Below are 19,338 nucleotides of genomic sequence, written 5' to 3' on the forward strand. Positions count from 1 at the left end.
GGTTAAGTTGGTGGGAGCCGATTTGGAGATATACCATTCCAAAGAAGTGGACTTACTTTAACCGGATCTTTAAAGGTTCAGCAGCTCGATAAATCCTGCTAACCCTGTACCGCCTTAGTGGGTAGAATAAAGTAAATGCTTATACGGTTCCCCATGATAAAGCCAATGCTCCAGTATTACCGGTTAAAAGATGTTACCCTGCACGTAGCCTCGGCGGGAAATGCTAACCATCAAACGCTCTTGTTTTTGCATGGATTCCCCGAACATTGGTACGGCTGGCAAAAGCAACTAAGCTTTTTTGCCGACCACGGTTTTTACGCTGTAGCACCCGATCAGCGCGGGTATAACCTGAGCAGCAAGCCCGAAGCAGTAGAAGAGTATACCCTGGAAAAACTAATGGGCGATATGCTAGAACTGATAGGCCAGTTGGGGACAGAAAATGTAGTATTGGTGGGGCACGACTGGGGCGGAGTAGTAGCCTGGGCGTTGGCTATGCACCATCCGGAGGTGCTGCACAAACTCGTAATCCTGAATATACCTCACCCGGCTATCATGCTGCACCACCTTAAAACCAACCCGAAGCAAATGCTGCGGAGCTGGTACGCAGGTTTCTTCCAGGTGCCCGTACTTCCCGAAAAAGCGGCCGAAGCCTTGGATTTTAAACTGCTGACGCAAGCCATCACCGGCACGGCTAAACCCAATACTTTTTCGGAAGCAGACTTGGTGGCCTATCACGAAGCCTGGCGACAACCCGGTGCAATAACCAGCATGATAAACTGGTACCGGGCTTTTAAATACAACCAACTCGACTTACAAAAAGGAGTAGCGGTGCCCACGCTAATGTTTTGGGGCAAAAAAGATGTAGCATTGGGTGCTGAAATGGCAGAGCCTAGTATAGCGAAATGCTCAAATGGAGAACTTATTTTTCTGGAAGATGCTTCGCACTGGCTACACCACGAAGAACCAGACCAGGTAAACCAGGCCATTCTATCTTTCCTGGATAAGCTTTAAAAAACTTTCCTGCTCTAAAAAATAAGTTTATCAAGGACTGGTATAGCATTAGTTTAAATTGGCAGCCTTTTTACACCCGCTATATAGTATTTGTAAGCGACCAGTCTCTGTGTGGAAATTTGAGGGTCATTTTATACTGTTCCAATATTTAAATCCAATGGTCTATTTATTAATTTTCTTTATATAAAATTGTTTGGCTTTAATTAATGAGTTGGTAACTATGGTTTAAATAGGCTGCTAATGTAAATAGCTATATGAGCAGGAAAATAAAAACTGGTAAAACCGGCGCAGTATGCCGGTAAGGAAACTGCGCCGGTTGTTGAGCTTATTTAGTATCTACATAAAATATAAAGTATAAAAACTTCTGGGCTGCAAATCCGGCAATTTCTTCTTCGCCTATATCCCGTAGGGTAATGTGGTACCGTTTATTTTTAACAGTTAATTCATGCGATGCTTTTCCATCTAAGTCAAACTCAAATTCATCGGTACCCGGAGTCATAAACGATACCAGTACCCGCCGGATTTTGCTTCCCGGATGCTCCTCATCCACAAGCAAATCATTTATTCGCGGATAACTTTCCTGTTTAACCGTTGCTTTTGTTAATGGAGCGTGTACCATCATCTGCAAATCCCCAATTTTTTTATGATTTGGCTCAAACGGGTTGAGTGCTAATTTTATCGGTTCCATGTTAATACTACTTTGTTAAAAACTTGATATATAAGTATTTATTACAGGTATGTATACGAAGTGCTGTTATAAATACTTACCCGATCAGGAAATATGGATAATTTTTAGTTTTTCTGGTTATTGTTAAAAATTAACCAGAAAAGCAGAGCAGGATAAGAGAAGTATTTAAAATTTTATAAGTATTTAGAAGCCAATTAATTATATAAAAAAATGAGAATCTGACTATATATAAAAATCGGAAGGATATATAAAAGCAGATGGCCGATTAACCAGCTTATTATCATATACCTAAAGCGATTCTGTACAGCACCAGCCGCCCGGGTAGTAGTAGATAAGAAGAAATGCCTGCAAATTAGCGCCTTTATCAGGTATGGTAAGTTGTTCTGAAGGGCTTCCCGGGCAAAATAAATAGTAAGATGTAATATCTCCCGCTCTTAAAAGGTCTAATGGTAGTTTTATGCCAGGTATTTTTTAATAGCAGCACAGTTTAAGGTACTGCTTCAAAAGAAAAGAAAGCTACTTCATTATCTCAATCCAGCCTTTGTATCTTTTTTCACCAGCAGATATAAAAAGATTATAAAAATAGATGCCCTCCTTTAAGTCTTTGTTATCCCAATTATTTTGGAAATCAGGATTTTTATAAACAATCTTCCCATCCCTGGTATACAAGGTAAACTCTTTTTTGCTATCTATACTTTCTAATCCTTTTATATAAAACCTGTCATTCAGGCCATCATTATTAAGCGTTATAATATTGGGTATTTGCAGGTCATAATCAGGTAAATAAGTTTCTTTATTGAAATAAGAAGAAATAAAGTTTGGAAGCCCCTGCCACGTATGCTGGCCACCCAGGCTTAAAGCATTTTTTATGAAACTACATAAAGGACCATACGTGTCGGGGTTGTCAATTAGATGCAAAAAAGCATTTTCTACACAATTTTCTGTTCTGCCACCTATGTAAATTTTGCCATTTGAGGCTAATTGCAGCATGCCGAAATTATCAGCTTCCTGGGCAATATATCGTCCAGGAATACTGGAGGAGGCAGAATAGCTTTTGCTTAAATCATATTGGTATAAATTACTGAGACCAGGTTTGCAGGATCCTGAGCGGGAAGCCACATATAACACTTTACTGTTCGGTGAAAATTCTAAACTTTCCGGATTTCCTTCCGATCGGATAAGCTTGAAATTAGTTAATTTTCCAGTTTCATTATCAAAATCAAAGAGCCAGACAGATTGATTTTCCAGGCCATTGGCAATGGCCGCAAATTTACCATCGGGGCTAAATTTTGCTTGCCCATAATCTAAGCTTCCAGACCGGTATAGGGTTTTGGAAATTACAGGTTGTGGATTTATGCCTTTGGAGTCAATTATATAAGTATATATTTCGTTTCTATTGGCTCCCTGTACTAAAATCCAGACCTTATTTTTATCTGCATGAAAAACACCCGCTATTTTAACCAGTAAGCTTTGATCACCTAGCTTTTTATTTTTAGTGATTACTTCTCCACTTGGGTCATTTGCAAAATCTACTTCATGGTATAAAAGATTATGCGCCCAAAAAGAGTCACTAATGGTAAAAATGTAATATTGTGTTTTTGAGCCCGGCTTTGGAACAATAAGGGTTTGCTGACTGAAATTACCATCATGCGCATCTAACCCGGTACCATTTTTCATTACCTCATGGTTAGCATTCCAAACTTTAGACCCATCAGTATAAAATAATAAATTGCCTGATTCATCCGCTATGGAAGCAGTAGTATTTATTTCGGTGGCAGCGCTTCTAAAAGGTTTCGGGGTAGTTTGATTAAAATCCAGTCCTGCATTGTAGCCAAAAGCCCAGATATTTGTTCTTTTTGATTGACTAAAACTTAAAAACTGACAAAAGAAAAAAATTACAAAGAAGAAGACCTTCGGCAAATTATAATACTGCAAAATGAAAATGTAAGAAATTAAAGAAATTGAAGTTGGTTCCAAAAATAATTAAAATATTATGACTTTTAATAGGTAGGAAGGTAAATTGTATTATCTGTACAAAAAGCCAGTTTTTAAGGAAAATAGGAGTAGCCTGGGGTAAATTAACAACCTTATTTATTTACGCCAGGCTGATCAGTTTTAATTTGAGTTACCGGGTAGGAATCATTTTTATATAATCCTGTAAAACCGGGTAAATAAGATTTAGGCAGTTAATTATAGGTTGTTACCATTGCTTTATTCTGCTTGAACCAAAGTCTGCTGCAATGGAAAACCAAAGAATTGCCCGAATTGTAATTCGCATGGTTAATTTTGCGTACTACTTTCCTAAGAAAACAATCCGGCTTATTCATGGCAGCAGACTCGCTACCTTCTTCCTGGCAAAAATTCAGGCGATCTAGTAATACCTGGTTACAAAGCGGCCACACCCGCAAACTATACCTGTTTAGTATTTTAATAGGTTTAACGGCGGGCGGGGCAGCGGTTATTCTCAAAACTTTGGTGCATAGCATACGGCGTTTGCTGGTGGCTAATAATTATTCTATTTTTTCCCAGTACCAGATTTACATCAATTTTCCGCTAATAGGTATTTTACTAACCGTTTTGTTCATCCGGATTTTCCTCAAAGGTAAATTCGATCGGGGGGTAGCCAGTGTGCTAAAAGCTATCTCACAAAAATCAGCCCGGCTGGAGCAGCACAAAATGTTTAGCCACGTTATTACCAGCGCTATTACGGTGGGGTTTGGCGGCTCGGCTGGGTTGGAGTCGCCGATTGTGGTAACGGGTTCGGCCATTGGTTCTAATTACGGGAAGTTGCCTGCTTTTAATTACCAGGAGCGGCTGGTATTGCTGGCTTGCGGGGCCGCAGCTGGTATTGCAGCCGTATTTAATGCGCCCATTGCCGGTATGTTGTTTGCCGTAGAAGTGCTGCTCACCGATGTTACGATTGCCACCTTCATTCCTTTAATCCTGGCCTCAGTAACCGGGGCGCTTTGTTCCAAGATTATCCTGAGCGAAGAAATCCTGTTTAATTTCCGGTCGTTACAGCCGTTTAATTACCGCTTTTTGTTGTTTTACCTGGGTCTGGGTTTGCTGTCGGGGGTAGTTTCCCTGTATTATGCCTATGTAACCTTAAAAGTAGAAAAGCTTTTTCACCGCTTTGGAGCAAACCGGCAGCTGGTTAAAGTATTTGTGGGTGGCCTGGTGCTGGGAGCGCTTATTTTTATATTCCCGCCTTTGTTTGGCGAAGGCTACGAGAGTATTAAAAACTTATCGGGGGGCAATATGGCGGCCCTGTTTCAGCATACCCTTTACCAGCACCTGCAAGACCAGGAAATTTTTATTCTGCTATTTATCGGGGCCATTGCCCTGGTAAAGGTTATAGCCACTTCGGTTACGTTGGCCAGCGGCGGCAACGGGGGCAACTTTGCGCCTTCTTTGTTTGTGGGCGCCTACGTAGGGTTCTTTTTCTCCCGGCTGGTAAATTTAACGTTGCACACCCGCCTACCCGAAGATAATTTTACGGTGGTAGGCATGGCCGGTATTTTATCGGGGGTAATGTATGCGCCTTTAACGGCCGTGTTTTTAATAGCCGAAATAACCCAGGGCTACGATTTAATTATTCCGTTGATGGTGGTTTCGGTAACCAGTTATGCTATTGTGCACCGGGTAGAGCTTTTCCCCATGGATACCCGCGAGCTGGTACGCAAAGGCGAGATTCAGACGCATAACCGGGATCAGCATATTTTGCAGGCCTTGCAGTTGCGGCAGTTGCTCGAAACCAATTTTCAGGCTATTGCCCCAAACGCTACCCTGCGCGAAATAGTCGAAATTATTACCCGCACCAAACGCAATATTTTCCCGGTGGTGCAACCCGGCTCCCAGGAGTTATTAGGCGTACTCATGGTAGATGATCTGAAAGAAGTTTTGTTTCAGCCCGAATTGTACGATACCCTCCTGGCCGGTCAACTGCTGCAGGACCCGCCGGCCCTGGTACAAACCCACGATTCAATGCCGGCTATTATGCGCAAATTCGACGATACCAAAGCCTGGATTTTACCGGTGGTAGAAAATAACCGCTTCTTAGGCTTTATCTCCAAAACCAATATTTTTTCTGCTTACAGAAGCCACTTAACCAAACTGTCGGAGAAATAATTTGGCTAGGCCTCTATCCGGAAAAGCGAGCGATAGGCCAGGGAGTTGGGGACACTGATAGATTTGGACAGGCCACAACTAGTTGAAACAGGATCATTATCCAGGCATCAGTTCTCATTAAAAAACACCCCTTAGCGTTTGCGGGAGGGGGGCATGTACAACCGAGCCTAAAAATAGCTACCGGTTACTAAGCCGCCTGATAGACAGGTAATTTCTTTTGCTGTAATAGATAAAAGTTTGAGTAAAAAAAGAAAGGCTTTTGGCGCACTTAGCGCTAAAAGCCTTTCTGTAGTAGGTTTAAAATTATTCAACAAAGAAATTAATCTTTGAAACGCGCCTGTACTTTGTTTTCTGTTTCATTCCATTCGGCTTTCATCTTTTTCCAGGCCTTTTTGGTTTTGTTATCCCAGGTGCTGCTATTGGCTTCTAATTTGGCCTCCTGTTCTTTGTACTCGGTTTTCAATTGGCTCCATTCTTCCTCGGTAATGGTTGCGGCTTTGGACGATTTATCTTTTACCCAAGACGAAAACTGGTTAAATTCTTCGCCCACTTCATTCGCGACATTTCGAGAAGTATCTGCTACATCGGCTCCTGCTGAATTAACGGTAGCACTGGCATGGCTTTGGGTTTTCTGACTGCAGGAAAAGGTAAAGGCACTCAGGGCCAGGCCTAAGCCCAAGGTATATAAGTTAAGTTTCATTTTCATAGTTTTACTCTTTAAGTTCTAAGCTATTTACGCAAAAAAGTACAAAACAGGTTTCTTTTGCGGGATGGATTAGCTTTGTTGCTATATCTGCTTTGTTTTAGAGGAGGTTAGAAGGTAACGCATAGCCTAAATTAGTAGTAAGAAAAGCAAATTTTCAACCGGCTGCAGGGGGTGACAGAAGAATCAGTAGAGAATTTAGCACCGTTTCGTATAACAGAAATAGGTAGGATAATGCTTTACCAGCTGTAAACTAATTGGAAGGAGCCGCAACTATAAAATCCGGAACCAGGAAAAGCTTTATTTTATTTCGTTTGCCACCGTAAACTGGACCGGATGTATTTATCCGGCCGGTTTATAAAGATATAGTAGTAGCAAGCCTGATTTATGGCCTTGCCCACAAAGGCCTGTAAGTATATGCCTGGTGCAGCATGAGCAGCCATGTGCACCTGATTATGGGTACGCAAGTACTAAGTCAAGCTGATTTAAAAACAGAAATCTAATATTTTGGCAACAATGCTGGATAAAAGTAGATACAGCCATAAAATCATTTTAGGCGTTATTTGCTTCTCTAACGGCTTTCCTTTCCCTTATTTTTAGAAGTAATTAAGTAAAATAGTGGTTTCCTTTTTGCCACCAAGCCTACTAAACTTACAAACCTTGTAAAGGTAAAATATCAGAATACACCATACGAACATTTCCTGTTACCAGCTTTCTTGTAAGGTAATTCACTCAGATATATGGGATCAGCAGGTGGCCGCAATTTGCCGGTACAGAATACTGGAGGCTGCCTGCAGTAAGGGCAAATCTGTTACCCGCTCCTGACAACTTTTCATATCGAAATGGCAAAGGCTACCGAAAGGATTACCCGCCGCATCTTCAATTAAAACGCCGCAATACGAGATAACGGTGGTATTTACTTTTCCTCTTACCCTTTCATCCAGGTTCACATCCGCAAATTCCAGGTTATGTTCTTTTACCAACATGGAACAAAAGGCTTCATTTATCGGCACATCCTCACCCTTTACAACGTCTGGGCTAAATTTGTCGAAGAGGTACAAGTTTTGCAGGTTCTTACCATCGTACCGGTATATGCCGGTATACCGATGGGGCGTCCGTTGGTTTAGGTACCCGAGGGCACTCAGGATGCCGGTGTTTTGCAAAGTTGTTTTAAACTCCTGCATTTCCTTTTCAAAAAGCTCTGTCGTGTCGGGTATGTTATTCATAAGCTATTCAGTAAAGCTGGTTTTAATGGAGAACGAAATCAATTCTCCGGAAACAGCTTTGCAAAGGTAAACCTCATTTTGGGGTAATTGTTAAAAAATTTTCCAGTTTATAGATGAAGTACTGCAAATAATTGTGATTTTTATTTAGCCCGCACTTACAAAATACTTTACCTTTCATACTGCAAGTTTGGGTGGAACAGAAACTTGTGGTAATACTATCAGCAAGTTTTCAAATTGCTGCCAGTTACAAATTGGCTCTAAAAAAACCACAAATTACAAACTTGCAGCATGTGGAGAGAAACCAGTTTATTTACCCCCGAAGAAAAAGTACTGCTGCCCCTAACCGAAGAAGTGACCCTCATCCAGCAGCAGGGCTTAACCGACTAAACCTACCAGCAGGCGCTGGCCGTTTTCGGCGAAAGCTACCTGGCCCAGCTAATTATGGCCGTAATAACCATAAACGCCTGGAACCGCATTGCCCGTAGTACCCACAAAGAAGTGCCGCAGGATTAGTATTTTGTGCAGGGAGGTAATAGCAGCCAAAGCATGTTTTGTTTTGGCTTTATTGTTTTGAGCCTATATAGGTTAATTTAGTGAGCTGCCCTGTCAGGTGTTATCACCTGACATACTTGCCCAATTATCGTTAGGTTAGGTGAAATTTGTAAGGTTAAATTTCTTGGACTTGGAATAAAAGATTATTGTGATGGAAGCTGATAAAATGTGATGGAAGCTAATAAAATAAGTGTCATTTAATAACACCTGACAGGGCAGAAACAGAATATCGTGAAATTGAGGGAAATATTCTAAAGTAGTTTTTAATCATTTATTAATTATGTTAAGGGAAAAGTATTTAAAATTTTAAGAGAATCATGTGATAACACTTGATATGGCAGAATAATCTTTATGCATAAAGATAAATATTTATATTAGCTGTTTAATATAGGTTCTAAAATGTTTTATGGAAAAACTAGAAAATTATAAAAAGAGGTATTTAAATTTTATCAAAACTAACAAGCCACCTACCCAAAGTTTAATAATTGATTTTTTCGATAGTTACGAAAGTAGTAGAAACCTATTAAACAATGATCGATTTGAATTAGAAGAATTAACGCATGACATTCAATTCTTAGATTTAAGTAAAAGGAATCTTAGTGCTATACCTAAAGAAGTATTAGATTTGCCAAACTTGAAGTGCTTAGATTTATCAAACAATAATATTACATCATTTACCGGGCTTGAAAAACTTACAAAATTAGAAGTACTTTTTTTAGAAGGTTGCAATATTAAAGAATTCCCTGTAGAGATTTTTTCATTAAAGGAATTAACTAGTTTAAACATTAATGGAAATCAAATTAAATATTTTGATGAAAATATAACAAAATTATCCAAATTGACTGGATTAAATTTATCAGACAATGATTTTGGCATTATACCAACTTATGTACTAGAGTTACCATCTTTAACTGGCCTTTTCGCTGCTGAGAACACAAATATAACATTTGAATCAACGGAATTTATAAGCTCTAATATTAAGGAACTTGAATTAATTGGTTGTGGATTAAAGGAATTTCCAATTATTATTACGAAATTTTCGGCTATAAATACAATTTATTTAATGGATAATAATTTAAAATCTTTACCAAATGATTTTAAATTATTAAAGAATTTAGTTTCTATTGATTTAGGTAACAATAAATTTAAAGAAATCCCTAATGAATTGATTGAAATATTAGGTAATTTGGAAACCTTGGATATTTCATATAATAATATAAAAGAAATAAATTTTGATTTTAAACCTGCAAAAAAATTAAGAAAACTTGATTTATCAGGTAATAGAATTAAAAGTTTACCTAGCAATTTTGATTCTCTTGATAATTTGTTATTCCTAGAATTAAATGATAATGAACTAGAATTTATTGACGAAGATATTTTCCATAATACTAATAGAATTAAATTTTTAAGTCTACAAAATAATTACCTTAAGACTGTACCTAAAAGTATTGGTGAACTTAAAAACTTAACAGATTTGAATTTAATGAATAATTGTTTAGAAATACTTCCCAGTGAAATTGGAGGTCTTATTAAATTAAAAAAATTGAATTTAGGTAATTATAATTTTTATAGAAACGATAAAACTAATTTTAATATTCTAGAAACCTTGCCTAATGAAATTGGCAATTTGAAAAATCTTGAAGAAATTGATGTAAGTGAAAATAAACTTATAGACTTACCTAACGAATTTGCTAATCTGAGGAAATTAACAAGCTTAAGAAAAGGAAATAATCCATTTTCCTCTTCACCTGAGCTTGCCAATATGGGTATAGATGAATTATTTGAATTTTTAAATAAAAGAAGAGGATTCGGAACCTTTGACTTAAGGTGGGAGGTCCCACAGCCATTACAAACTGCATTTCAACGCTACTTTGATAATTTTTCAAATTTTTACCAAAAAACCCAAGGAGTAGAAATCCAGTTTGAAGTCATAAAAGACAATCAGGGGCTTCTCTTTAAACTTCATCCTAATGAAGATGCTAACCTTGAGCAAATTAGCGCATCATTATTTGAATATGTTTCGCTTCTTGAGCAAGATAGAGAGAATTTAATTATTAATTATAATGGGAAAAACCTTTCTCAATATGAATTCGATTTATTGATTGCTGATATAAAAGAAGAAAAAAGAAGTTTTGAAGCAAAAGTTGAATTAGCTAAGATGGAGGCTCGTTATAATAATTTGCAGATTGATGGCTTAAAAAATCATATAGATGACCTTAAATTAGTCATTTGCAACTATCAGCATTTAACTTTAGAGCAATCTAAAAAGTCTATTCAATCAAAAGAAACCATAATTAGACAAAACTTTCATTTAAATATGCCTGAAAATACTTTTGAATTATCGAATATTGGAAATCCAAATAATAGTAGTAATAATTCCAATATAAATACTGCTAACAGCTCAAGTAGTAATACAAATTCTTTAAAAATCAGTATCAATGATTTTCAAGATTTAGTTGCTGATGCTATTGGGAATATAAATGTTTTACAAAAAGCACTTTCGAAAGAAAATAATTCTGAAATACAAGCAGCAACCAAGGATTTAGAAGAAGTAAAAGAAGTTTTAGAATCTGCGTTCACGGCTGAAGATAAAAATCAAATTAAAAAAACTGGTTTAAAAGGATTTATCAAAGGATTTTCAAACAGTTTAACTAATATTTATAATTTAATATCTGATAAAGAAACAGTCGATTCAGTAAAAAAAGCAATTGAAGCCGTATCAGATGGGATAGAAATGATCGGCTAGTTTAAAAAAAACATATTTCCTTGCTCTTCAACCCCTTCACCATAGATTTACCTGTTCGGGAAATAATCCCGAGCGTTAAAGAACACCTCGCCGCCCGGAACACGCTGATTGTACAAGCGCCGCCGGGAGCCGGTAAAAGTACCTTGTTGCCGCTGGCTTTACTGGAAGAAACCTGGTTAACCGGGCAAAAGATAATTATGCTGGAGCCCCGGCGCTTAGCCGCCCGCACCATTGCCGAACGTATGGCCTTTTTGCTCGGCGAGGAAGTGGGACAAACGGTGGGTTACCGCATCCGCTTCGAGAACCGTACTTCGGCGCAAACCCATATCGAGGTAGTAACCGAAGGTATTCTTACCCGCATGCTGCATTCCGATAACGGTTTGACCGGGGTAGGTATGGTGATATTTGATGAATTTCACGAGCGCAGCATCCATGCCGATGTAGCCATGGCCCTGAGCCGCGAAGCCCAGCGCACCAAACGGCCCGATTTACGTTTGCTCGTGATGTCGGCCACCTTGGATATGCCTACGCTGTCGGGTTTGCTCCAAGCCGAGGTGGTGCAAAGCCAGGGGCGGCAATACCCGGTACAAACCATTTACACCGGCGACCTGGACGAATCGCTGCTGCCCGACCTCACGGCCCGCACCGTGCAGCGCGCCCTCCGCGAACAAACCGGCGATGTGCTGGTGTTCTTGCCCGGCGAAGGCGATATTAAAAAAGTAGAAGGCTTATTACGCCGCCAAATTTCCCGCGACATTGCCATCCACCCGTTGTTTGGCATGCTGCCGCCCAACAAGCAATACGCCGCCATTATGCCCGACCGCAACGGCAAACGCAAAGTAGTGTTGGCTACCTCCATTGCCGAAACCAGCTTAACCATTGAGGGCGTATCGGTGGTGGTAGATACCGGCTTTGGCAAAACCTCCCGCTTCGATCCCAACTCCGGCTTGTCGCGTTTGGAAACCATTCGCATCAGCAAAGACGCCGCCGACCAACGTGCGGGCCGGGCCGGTCGGTTAGGCCACGGTACCTGTTACCGCCTCTGGACCGAATCCACCCACGCCCGCCTCGCGCCGCACCGCACTCCCGAAATCCTGGAAGCCGATCTGGCCTCGTTGGTGCTGGATATGGCTTCGTGGGGTATTATTGATATTAACCAGCTTACCTGGCTCAGTCCGCCGCCCAAAGCCGCTTTGCTGCAAGCTACCGACACCCTGCACCAACTCAATGCCCTGGAGCACGGCCGCATTACCGAGCACGGTAAAAAAATGCACGCCCTGCCCACGCACCCGCGCATTGCCCACATGCTGCTGGCCGCCGAAGAAACCGACCAATTGGCCTTGGCTACCGATATTGCCGCCATCCTGGAAGAGCGCGACCCGCTGCCCCGTGATTCCGGCATTGATATAAACCTGCGCATCGAGGCCCTGCGCCGCTACCGCCAAGTAAATGTAGGGGGTAAACCGCTAAAGAAAATAGAGAAAATAGCCGCCCAGTACCGCCGGATGTTCGAGATGCAACCCGATAACGGCACCGTAGACCCGTACGAAACCGGCGTGCTGCTGGCCCATTGTTACCCCGAGCGCATTGCCTGCGCCCGCCCCGGCAACAACGCGCAGTTCCAATTAGCCAACGGCAACTACGCTCAGGCCGGTTACCGCGACGACCTCGCCCATGACCCCTGGCTGGCCGTGGCTAACATGGATGCCCGCCAAGGCATGGGTAAAATATTCCTGGCCTCGCCGCTGAACCCCAAAGATCTGGCCCCGCTCGTAAAAAAACAGGAAACCATTACCTGGGACACCACCGACGGCGAACTCACCGCTTCCATGGATTTGCGCATTGGCTCCATTGTGCTGCAACGCAAACCCCTGCCTACCCCCGATGACAAACCCCGCCCCGCCGCTATATCAGAAGCCCTGAAACGCGAAGGCGAGGAACTGCTAAACTTTTCGGAAGCTGTAACCCAATGGCAAAACCGGGTGCTAAGCTTGCGCAAATGGCGCCCCCAGGAACTGTGGCCCGACGTGAGCACGCCTACCTTGCTGGCTACCAACTGGGAATGGCTGCGGCTTGCTCTACAAACGGTAGAAGATCCGGAAGATTTATTCCAAATAGATTTGCTGCCCATTCTGCAAAAGTTTTTAGATGCTGATCAGCAAGCCCGCCTAAATGCCTTAGCACCTGCAGAACTTACCTTACCTGATGGTTCTGCGATGGAGCTGCAATATTTCGCCAATGGTAACCCGCCGGTACTGGAAATCCGGTTGCAGGATGTACTGGATTGGACCGAGCAACCGGTAATAGACGAAGGAGAAATGCCCGTAGAATTGCACTTACTCACGCCAGCTTTAAAGCCTTTGATCACGGTTACGGATTTAGCAAAGTTCTGGCAGGAAGAATATACCGGGTTGAAAGCTGATTTGGAGAAGCAATTTCCAAAGGTAAAGTGGAAGTAACGATAAAATTGGTGTATAATTAATTAGTTAAGTAAGCATTTTAAGGAGAACATTACATCAACTTTTATAAATAACGGATTTAGAAATAACTCCAGCGTCCGCGTCTATTCTGAGCTCATTGGACTAACCATAACACCTACGTCATCCTGAGCCTGTCGAAGGATCTATTGCCTACCGATTTTGTGGTAAGTCGTTCCTTGCTTCGCTCTTAAAGACATAGGTGTAATCCTTAGATTCCTCGACAGGCTCGGAATGACTTAAAGGTGTAGGATGCTGAAATGCGTAGCGAATATTTATTGAAATACACAAAAGTGATAGCTACCTATTTATACTTTACTTTACTTTACTTTACCCGTTTCTGTATTCAGGTCATCCTGAGCCTGTCGAAGGATCTAAGTATTACCGCTTAAGCAATGCCATCGCGTGTAAAAAAAGCAAGGTCAATTTCGCTTTGCTCATTTACCATAGTTGTACTTAATAGATCCCTCGGCTTCGCTCGGGATGACGTTAGGAGGTGGCGTAGGTCTGAATGAATTACGGAATGCAGAATTGGTGGTGTAAACCTAGAAGGCGGCAAGTTGGCATTAGCGGAATTTTAAGCCTGTAAAATAACCTTGGAATAGCCTTGGAGGAGGCTTCAAAAGCCCTTTAGTTAATTATTACATATTAACTTTTACCACCTTAGGTCATCCTGAGCCTGTCGAAGGATCTAAGTAGTACCGCGGTTCCGGATAAGGAAGTCAGAAGATTAAAGCTTCGCTTAAATACCATAACAGTAGGTTTTAGATCCCTTGAACTTGCTCGGGATGACGGATTTTATAAAGGCTTTAGGAAAAGGAGAGAGGTTGCGAGTAAGAATGTTTTATTCAGGAAAAATTAGTCCAACTAACCTTCCATTACCAAATGGTTCAGAAACTTCAGTTCCGGATTCTGGCTTTTGATCAGGGCTTCTTTTTTGCTGCGGCTCCAGCCTTTTAGTTGCTTTTCCCGGGCAATGGCGTGTTCCGGGGTAGTATGCGGCTCGAAATATAGCAGGTTATAGCAGAAGTATTTGCCGGCAAAAGTTTGAGGTTTACCACTTTGTTCAAAATGCTCCGTCAGGCGGCGGGGTAAATCGTTCGTCACCCCGATGTAAAAGGTAGTGCGATTAGGATTGGTGGTAATGTAAACAAAGTAATTGCTGTTGAACATGTACCCTTTTACGAAGGAGTAAATTTCAGGTAGAGGGAAACACTATTTTCCTTTGTTTTGCGGTATTATTGAGATCCTTCGGCTTCGCTCAGGATGACCAATAGTGATGGTTAATGAGATTGGAGAAAATCAAATTCAGGAAAGACGAAGCACATTTCTTCCCTTTGGACGGTGAGGGCCTGCTGGAATTCCGGTGCCGCAGGCATTCGGAGGCGAAGCCGGAGAAATGAAAGCTAGCCCGTCCTTATAGTAGGTTCTTACTTCCCTGATTATACGGGGCCCCGCGACTATGAGCGAACAGGGACTTAAGGAGTCAGTTATAACCTAAACCTTGAAAAAGGTACTCTTTAAAAAAATAGCCAGGTAAAAACCTATTAACCTTCTTCTATTAATACTTTATCCCTTTCAAATCGAAGCGTTACCGCTAATAAAGCCCGAAACTGCTTGTATCCGGCTTGACCCGGAAAATAGGCATGTAAAAACAACATTGGCTTGCCATCTGGGCCGGTAGCTACCGAAGGATGCCCTGGTGCCCACCATTCGGCTGTAGTTTGCAAGAAAGGTTGCTGCATTTTTTGGAAAGGTCCTAACGGAGAATCTCCAATGGCCACCCCAATACCGTACTGGTCAGTAGAGAAATCATTACCGGCATAAAACAAGTAATATTTATCTCCTTGTTGGGAAATCCACATGCCTTCTACTAAGTGCGCTTCCCATTCCAGGTCGTTCTCCAGAATCTTGGTGCGGGTTCCAATTAAAGTCCGGCCATCTGGAGAGAGCTGCTGCGCAAACATAGGCGTTTTCATAAATGCTTGCACTTCCCGGATTTGTTCCTGAACCTCAGTTGGATGATTTTCCAACAAATGGCTAAGTAAGTGGTAGCATTCCAGGTACCGGGAAGTAATAGCTTCAATCAGCACCTGAATAACCAAAAAACGCTCCATAGGCTCCAGCATTCGGGCCCACGGCCAGACCGTCAGGATAAAGGAGGCCGTAACCTGGTCTTGCTGATTTGGAAAAAGGACTGGCAATAATTCTGGTTGGGAAAGGAGTAAATCAATAAGCTTTCCTGGCCAGACATCGTTGTTGTCTTCTTTCCAGTACAGGTAAGCGGTACCGTTTTCCTGTACAAAAACATGGGGATCGATGATGTTCCCTGTCAGAATAGGTTCATCTTCCGAGGTAAATGGTCCTTCTGGTTTGCTGGCTTTTGCCATACCAATGCACAGTTCGCGGCTATGTTTATCGCGGGCCACAAAGTACAGCCAGAATTCATTGCCGACCTGATGCATTTCGGGTGCCCAGTAATCGCTGATTAATTCTCCTTCAGCTGCCCAAAGTGGTTTTTGCCCTAGCGGGAAAACAAAGCGGACAAATTCCCAATCCACCAGGTTTTGGGAGCGGAGGATCGGGAAAGCTTCGGGCGAATCGTTGGTAGTGGAAACAAGGTAATACCAGGGGGCTTCACCTGAATCATCTTCTACCCGAAGCACAGCCGGATCGCCGTATCCGTACTGAATATCTTTATTAAAATTTTGGGTTAGTAATTGGCGGTAAGGAATTTTGGTAGCAGGTTTCGCTTTTCGGGGCTGCCGGTTCAATGGCATCCTAAGGTTAAATTCACGAGCCATTTTTTCATAAAAGTCCAGGTAAGCATTGTGGGCTTTATCGGCCAGTTGATAGTGGATAGTCTTTTCAGTTCCGGTTTCTGGATTGGTACCGGTAACTTCAAGGGTGTGGCCAAAATTCTCACTATCACTTGCCTCCCGGATACCTATTGAAAATTTAAAAGGAATATGCTCCGGGGAAGTTAGCCTTATTTCAATATCCGGCTCCTGCATTACTTTATTTTCCATAAATCTGCCATTCTACGTGCAAAATCAAATTCTAATACTGAGAGTGGGGGTGTTAAGTTTTTTAAGTTCCGAAGGCTTTTTGAAAAGCTGGATTAAATAAGTTAGTTAACAAAGGAATAAGAGCCTGGTAATTAATGGTGTAAAGTATAGTTGAAAAATTATATATTAGGTAAACAGCTTGGAGTAAAGGAGGGTGCTTTGAGTGATTTTTATTTATTTGACTCCTTTAATTATTTTCTTTTGAGGTTTGGTACACAAATTCTTGCACCTTTCGATTACAGTAAAATCTATAAAAGTCATTCCGAGCCTGTCCAGGAATCTAAGGATTACCTTTATGTCTTTACGAGCGAAGTAAGTAAAGATTTACCACTAAAGCGGTAGGCAATAGATCCTTCGACAGGCTCAGGATGACAATTAATTACTTCGGTGAAGAAAAGGAAGCTAAGGCTAAGAATGAAATCTAAGGCTAGAAAGGAAATTTAAAAAAATTGAGCAGTGTAAACTCTTTACGTTTCTGGTAACGGCGGAGTAAAAGTTTTAAAAATAAGGGGGAAGGGAACAATCTGCAGTGCAATATCAAGGGGCCTTATTCCTTTAAATCAACCAGGCCAAGGCAAGAAACGACTTTAAGCCGAAGCCAACAGGTAGCATTTTTCATTGGAAGATGGAAACGTACCATATAAAAGCCCTTGCCTGCTTAGATTAAAAGCGAGTGCCCATAGAGTCTAGAATACAGGTTGTCACGAGCTGAAAGACTCGCAACAACCTAAATATTGAATTTATGAAGGAATTAAAGGTTAAAATCTACTTACAACTTTCCATAAAAATCTGGTAAGGGATTTAATTTAGTATTTTGGCGTTGATGCCAATACGGGTAGATAGTAGGCACTTCGCTGGCTTTATCTAAACGCTTTACTTGTTCTTTGGTCAGGTTCCAGCCAACGGCAGCCAAATTTTGTTTTAACTGTTCTTCGTTGCGGGCCCCTATAACAATGGTAGATATGGTTGGCCGTTGCAATAACCAGTTTAAAGCTACCTGGGCTACACTTTTACCGGTTTCTTCAGCAATTTCGTCCATCACGTCCAAAGTATTATAAAATACTTCTTCGTTTACTACGGCTTCCGGCACCGGGCTACCTCCTTGGGCTATGCGGCTATCTTGCGGCAATGGTTGGTTGCGCCGGTACTTACCGCCTAAACGCCCGGCAGCTAACGGCGACCACACCAAGGCACCTACTTGCTGATCTAAGCCTAAAGGCATTAATTCCCATTCGTATTCCCGGTTGGCCAACGAATAATAAACCTGGTGCCCTATGTATTTTGCCCAGCCGTATTTCTCGGAAACAGCTAAGGATTTCATCAGGTGCCAGCCGGAAAAATTGGAAGCAGCGATGTACCTGATTTTACCTGCCTTCACCAAAGTATCCAGCGTGTGCAAGGTTTCTTCCACAGGGGTATTGCCATCGAAGCCGTGCATGTGGTATACATCTATGTAGTCGGTGCCCAATCGTTTTAAACTGCCTTCCACTTGCCTCGTTAAATGAAAACGGGAGGAGCCTTGGTTGTTGGGCCCTTTACCAAACGGGAAAGTACCTTTGGTGGAGATGATCATTTTATCCCGGCGACCGGCAATGGCTTTGCCTAATATTTCTTCGGATAAACCATCAGAATAAATATCAGCCGTATCGAAAAAGTTGACCCCGGCATCCATACAAATATCTATCAACCGGGTTGCTTCTTCTACCTGTGTACTGCCCCAAGCTTTAAAAAAATCGCCGGCGCCGCCAAAAGTAGCTGTGCCAAAACATAAAACGGGTACAAATAAGCCCGATCCTCCTAATTGTCTGAATTCCATAGTTTGTATTTTGTTTAAATCAGGTTTTAACGTGTCTGTTTCAGAAATGTAAAAAATAGCAGGAATAAAAATTGGAAAAAAGCACTGCTACTACCTAAAGCTAAAAAAAAGTAACTTTAATAATTTTTGTAATATTTCTTAATCTGGAAATAAGTATGAAGTAATTAGAACCTGCCTATTGCTTATTTCCAGATGGTAATTAAACCGCCGTTGTTGCCCAATAGGGGATCTGTTTTGGGAAAAGGAACTGCTGCAATATTCTTGTCAGCCTGGGGCCGGTCTCCTTTATCTCCTCTTTTTAAATCAGCACGCATGCCGTCGGGGTATGCCCCAACCACTGTGAAGTGGTCGCTGTGGCTGATGCACTTGTGGCCGACACCTGCTGGAATTACCATTATGTCGCCTGCCTGCACCGTTACTTCTTTTCCTTTTTCACCGCCCATTTGCAGTTTAGCCGATCCGCTGAACACGCCTAATACTTCGTGGGTATTGCTGTGGTAGTGGTGAAAAGGATACACGCCCCAGCGCCAGGAATTTGTCCAGTGATGGGAGGCAAATTTATCTTCCAGCCATTTAGCACCCAGCGTGTCGCGTTCGGTAAATACCTGCCGGTATAACAACAACGGGAATTGGCTATTTGGGATAGTGCCATCGTCTTTAAAAAGAAAGGTCTCGGGTTGGAGTGGTGGTTGCATAGGTTCTCTTTTTACAGACGTTCAATATAAAGGTTTTCTGTTTTCTTTGTTTAGCTATTGGAAGAGGAAGAGATCTTCTTGTAATGGTCTGGTGCTAATGATGATGTTTAAGCCTCAGGTGCCGTATGATTGGTGAGTCTTGCCTGGCATGTTCGGATGGCTAATCTTTTTTTCTAGCTCCGATCCCGCCTACTTTTAACCGCTACCCCGGAAAATTAAAAGGTTCTT

At 41.8% G+C, this 19,338-nt stretch carries 13 protein-coding genes; 4 read left to right on the forward strand and 9 right to left on the reverse strand.

The features are described 5' to 3' along the window. Positions 1 to 135: 135 nt before the first annotated feature. Complete coding sequence (locus tag ADHAQ_RS0118935; RefSeq protein WP_245590639.1) at positions 136 to 1,011, forward strand: alpha/beta fold hydrolase; 876 nt, start codon at positions 136 to 138, stop codon at positions 1,009 to 1,011. A gap of 325 nt (positions 1,012 to 1,336) precedes the next feature. Here the strand turns inward: ADHAQ_RS0118935 and ADHAQ_RS0118940 are convergent, their stop codons facing one another. Both ADHAQ_RS0118940 and ADHAQ_RS0118945 read right to left on the reverse strand, forming a co-directional pair. Then, positions 1,337 to 1,699, reverse strand: coding sequence for a hypothetical protein (locus ADHAQ_RS0118940; RefSeq protein ID WP_026464287.1), 363 nt, complete (start codon positions 1,697 to 1,699; stop codon positions 1,337 to 1,339). A gap of 516 nt (positions 1,700 to 2,215) precedes the next feature. Next, positions 2,216 to 3,619, reverse strand: coding sequence for a T9SS type B sorting domain-containing protein (locus ADHAQ_RS0118945; protein ID WP_157433461.1), 1,404 nt, complete (start codon positions 3,617 to 3,619; stop codon positions 2,216 to 2,218). A gap of 405 nt (positions 3,620 to 4,024) precedes the next feature. On the opposite strand from ADHAQ_RS0118945, the gene ADHAQ_RS0118950 reads away from it, so the two are divergent. Then, positions 4,025 to 5,827: a chloride channel protein gene (locus ADHAQ_RS0118950; protein WP_026464289.1), complete on the forward strand. Its 1,803-nt coding sequence runs from the start codon at positions 4,025 to 4,027 to the stop codon at positions 5,825 to 5,827. A 319-nt stretch (positions 5,828 to 6,146) separates the two neighbouring features. Here the strand turns inward: ADHAQ_RS0118950 and ADHAQ_RS26285 are convergent, their stop codons facing one another. The 3 genes from ADHAQ_RS26285 to ADHAQ_RS0118970 all read right to left on the reverse strand — a co-directional run bounded on the left by ADHAQ_RS26285 (position 6,147) and on the right by ADHAQ_RS0118970 (position 7,756). Next, positions 6,147 to 6,533 (reverse strand): hypothetical protein, encoded by a 387-nt coding sequence (locus tag ADHAQ_RS26285; protein WP_051360031.1) that lies wholly within the window; start codon positions 6,531 to 6,533, stop codon positions 6,147 to 6,149. Positions 6,534 to 6,835: 302 nt separating this feature from the next. Next, positions 6,836 to 6,997, reverse strand: coding sequence for a hypothetical protein (locus ADHAQ_RS28205; RefSeq protein ID WP_157433462.1), 162 nt, complete (start codon positions 6,995 to 6,997; stop codon positions 6,836 to 6,838). A gap of 279 nt (positions 6,998 to 7,276) precedes the next feature. Next, positions 7,277 to 7,756: a hypothetical protein gene (locus ADHAQ_RS0118970; protein ID WP_026464290.1), complete on the reverse strand. Its 480-nt coding sequence runs from the start codon at positions 7,754 to 7,756 to the stop codon at positions 7,277 to 7,279. 958 nt (positions 7,757 to 8,714) lie between these two features. Between ADHAQ_RS0118970 and ADHAQ_RS0118985 the strand changes: the two genes are divergently transcribed. Both ADHAQ_RS0118985 and hrpB read left to right on the forward strand, forming a co-directional pair. Next, positions 8,715 to 11,054 (forward strand): leucine-rich repeat domain-containing protein, encoded by a 2,340-nt coding sequence (locus ADHAQ_RS0118985; RefSeq protein WP_026464292.1) that lies wholly within the window; start codon positions 8,715 to 8,717, stop codon positions 11,052 to 11,054. Between the two features lie 20 nt (positions 11,055 to 11,074). Continuing rightward, the gene (gene hrpB, locus ADHAQ_RS26290) at positions 11,075 to 13,513 is read left to right on the forward strand and encodes an ATP-dependent helicase HrpB (protein ID WP_034256923.1); all 2,439 of its coding nucleotides are present in this window, start codon (positions 11,075 to 11,077) and stop codon (positions 13,511 to 13,513) included. Positions 13,514 to 14,398: 885 nt separating this feature from the next. On the opposite strand, the gene ADHAQ_RS0118995 is transcribed toward hrpB, so the two are convergent. From ADHAQ_RS0118995 to ADHAQ_RS0119015, 4 genes are all read right to left on the reverse strand, one after another. Beyond that, on the reverse strand, positions 14,399 to 14,704 hold the full coding sequence (locus ADHAQ_RS0118995; protein ID WP_026464293.1) for a GIY-YIG nuclease family protein: 306 nt from the start codon (positions 14,702 to 14,704) through the stop codon (positions 14,399 to 14,401). A gap of 374 nt (positions 14,705 to 15,078) precedes the next feature. Then, a complete protein-coding gene (locus ADHAQ_RS0119000) occupies positions 15,079 to 16,560 on the reverse strand; it encodes a glycoside hydrolase family 43 protein (protein ID WP_211240596.1) in 1,482 nt (493 codons plus the stop codon). An 808-nt stretch (positions 16,561 to 17,368) separates the two neighbouring features. Continuing rightward, positions 17,369 to 18,415, reverse strand: a complete 1,047-nt coding sequence (locus ADHAQ_RS0119010; RefSeq protein WP_026464296.1) for an aldo/keto reductase — start codon at positions 18,413 to 18,415, stop codon at positions 17,369 to 17,371. Between the two features lie 182 nt (positions 18,416 to 18,597). Next, a complete protein-coding gene (locus ADHAQ_RS0119015) occupies positions 18,598 to 19,110 on the reverse strand; it encodes a cupin domain-containing protein (protein WP_026464297.1) in 513 nt (170 codons plus the stop codon). Positions 19,111 to 19,338 lie beyond the last annotated feature (228 nt).

Origin of the sequence: Adhaeribacter aquaticus DSM 16391 (genome assembly GCF_000473365.1) — a bacterium.
GTDB classification, from domain to species: Bacteria; Bacteroidota; Bacteroidia; order Cytophagales; family Hymenobacteraceae; genus Adhaeribacter; species Adhaeribacter aquaticus.

What these genes read in the sequence shown, in the direction of transcription:
- ADHAQ_RS0118935 (WP_245590639.1), top strand. Translation starts at nt 136, where the DNA reads ATGCTTATACGGTTCCCCATGATAAAGCCAATGCTCCAGTATTACCGG.
- ADHAQ_RS0118940 (WP_026464287.1), bottom strand. Translation starts at nt 1,699, where the DNA reads ATGGAACCGATAAAATTAGCACTCAACCCGTTTGAGCCAAATCATAAA.
- ADHAQ_RS0118950 (WP_026464289.1), top strand. Translation starts at nt 4,025, where the DNA reads ATGGCAGCAGACTCGCTACCTTCTTCCTGGCAAAAATTCAGGCGATCT.
- ADHAQ_RS26285 (WP_051360031.1), bottom strand. Translation starts at nt 6,533, where the DNA reads ATGAAAATGAAACTTAACTTATATACCTTGGGCTTAGGCCTGGCCCTG.
- ADHAQ_RS0118970 (WP_026464290.1), bottom strand. Translation starts at nt 7,756, where the DNA reads ATGAATAACATACCCGACACGACAGAGCTTTTTGAAAAGGAAATGCAG.
- ADHAQ_RS0118985 (WP_026464292.1), top strand. Translation starts at nt 8,715, where the DNA reads ATGGAAAAACTAGAAAATTATAAAAAGAGGTATTTAAATTTTATCAAA.
- ADHAQ_RS0118995 (WP_026464293.1), bottom strand. Translation starts at nt 14,704, where the DNA reads ATGTTCAACAGCAATTACTTTGTTTACATTACCACCAATCCTAATCGC.
- ADHAQ_RS0119000 (WP_211240596.1), bottom strand. Translation starts at nt 16,560, where the DNA reads ATGGAAAATAAAGTAATGCAGGAGCCGGATATTGAAATAAGGCTAACT.
- ADHAQ_RS0119010 (WP_026464296.1), bottom strand. Translation starts at nt 18,415, where the DNA reads ATGGAATTCAGACAATTAGGAGGATCGGGCTTATTTGTACCCGTTTTA.
- ADHAQ_RS0119015 (WP_026464297.1), bottom strand. Translation starts at nt 19,110, where the DNA reads ATGCAACCACCACTCCAACCCGAGACCTTTCTTTTTAAAGACGATGGC.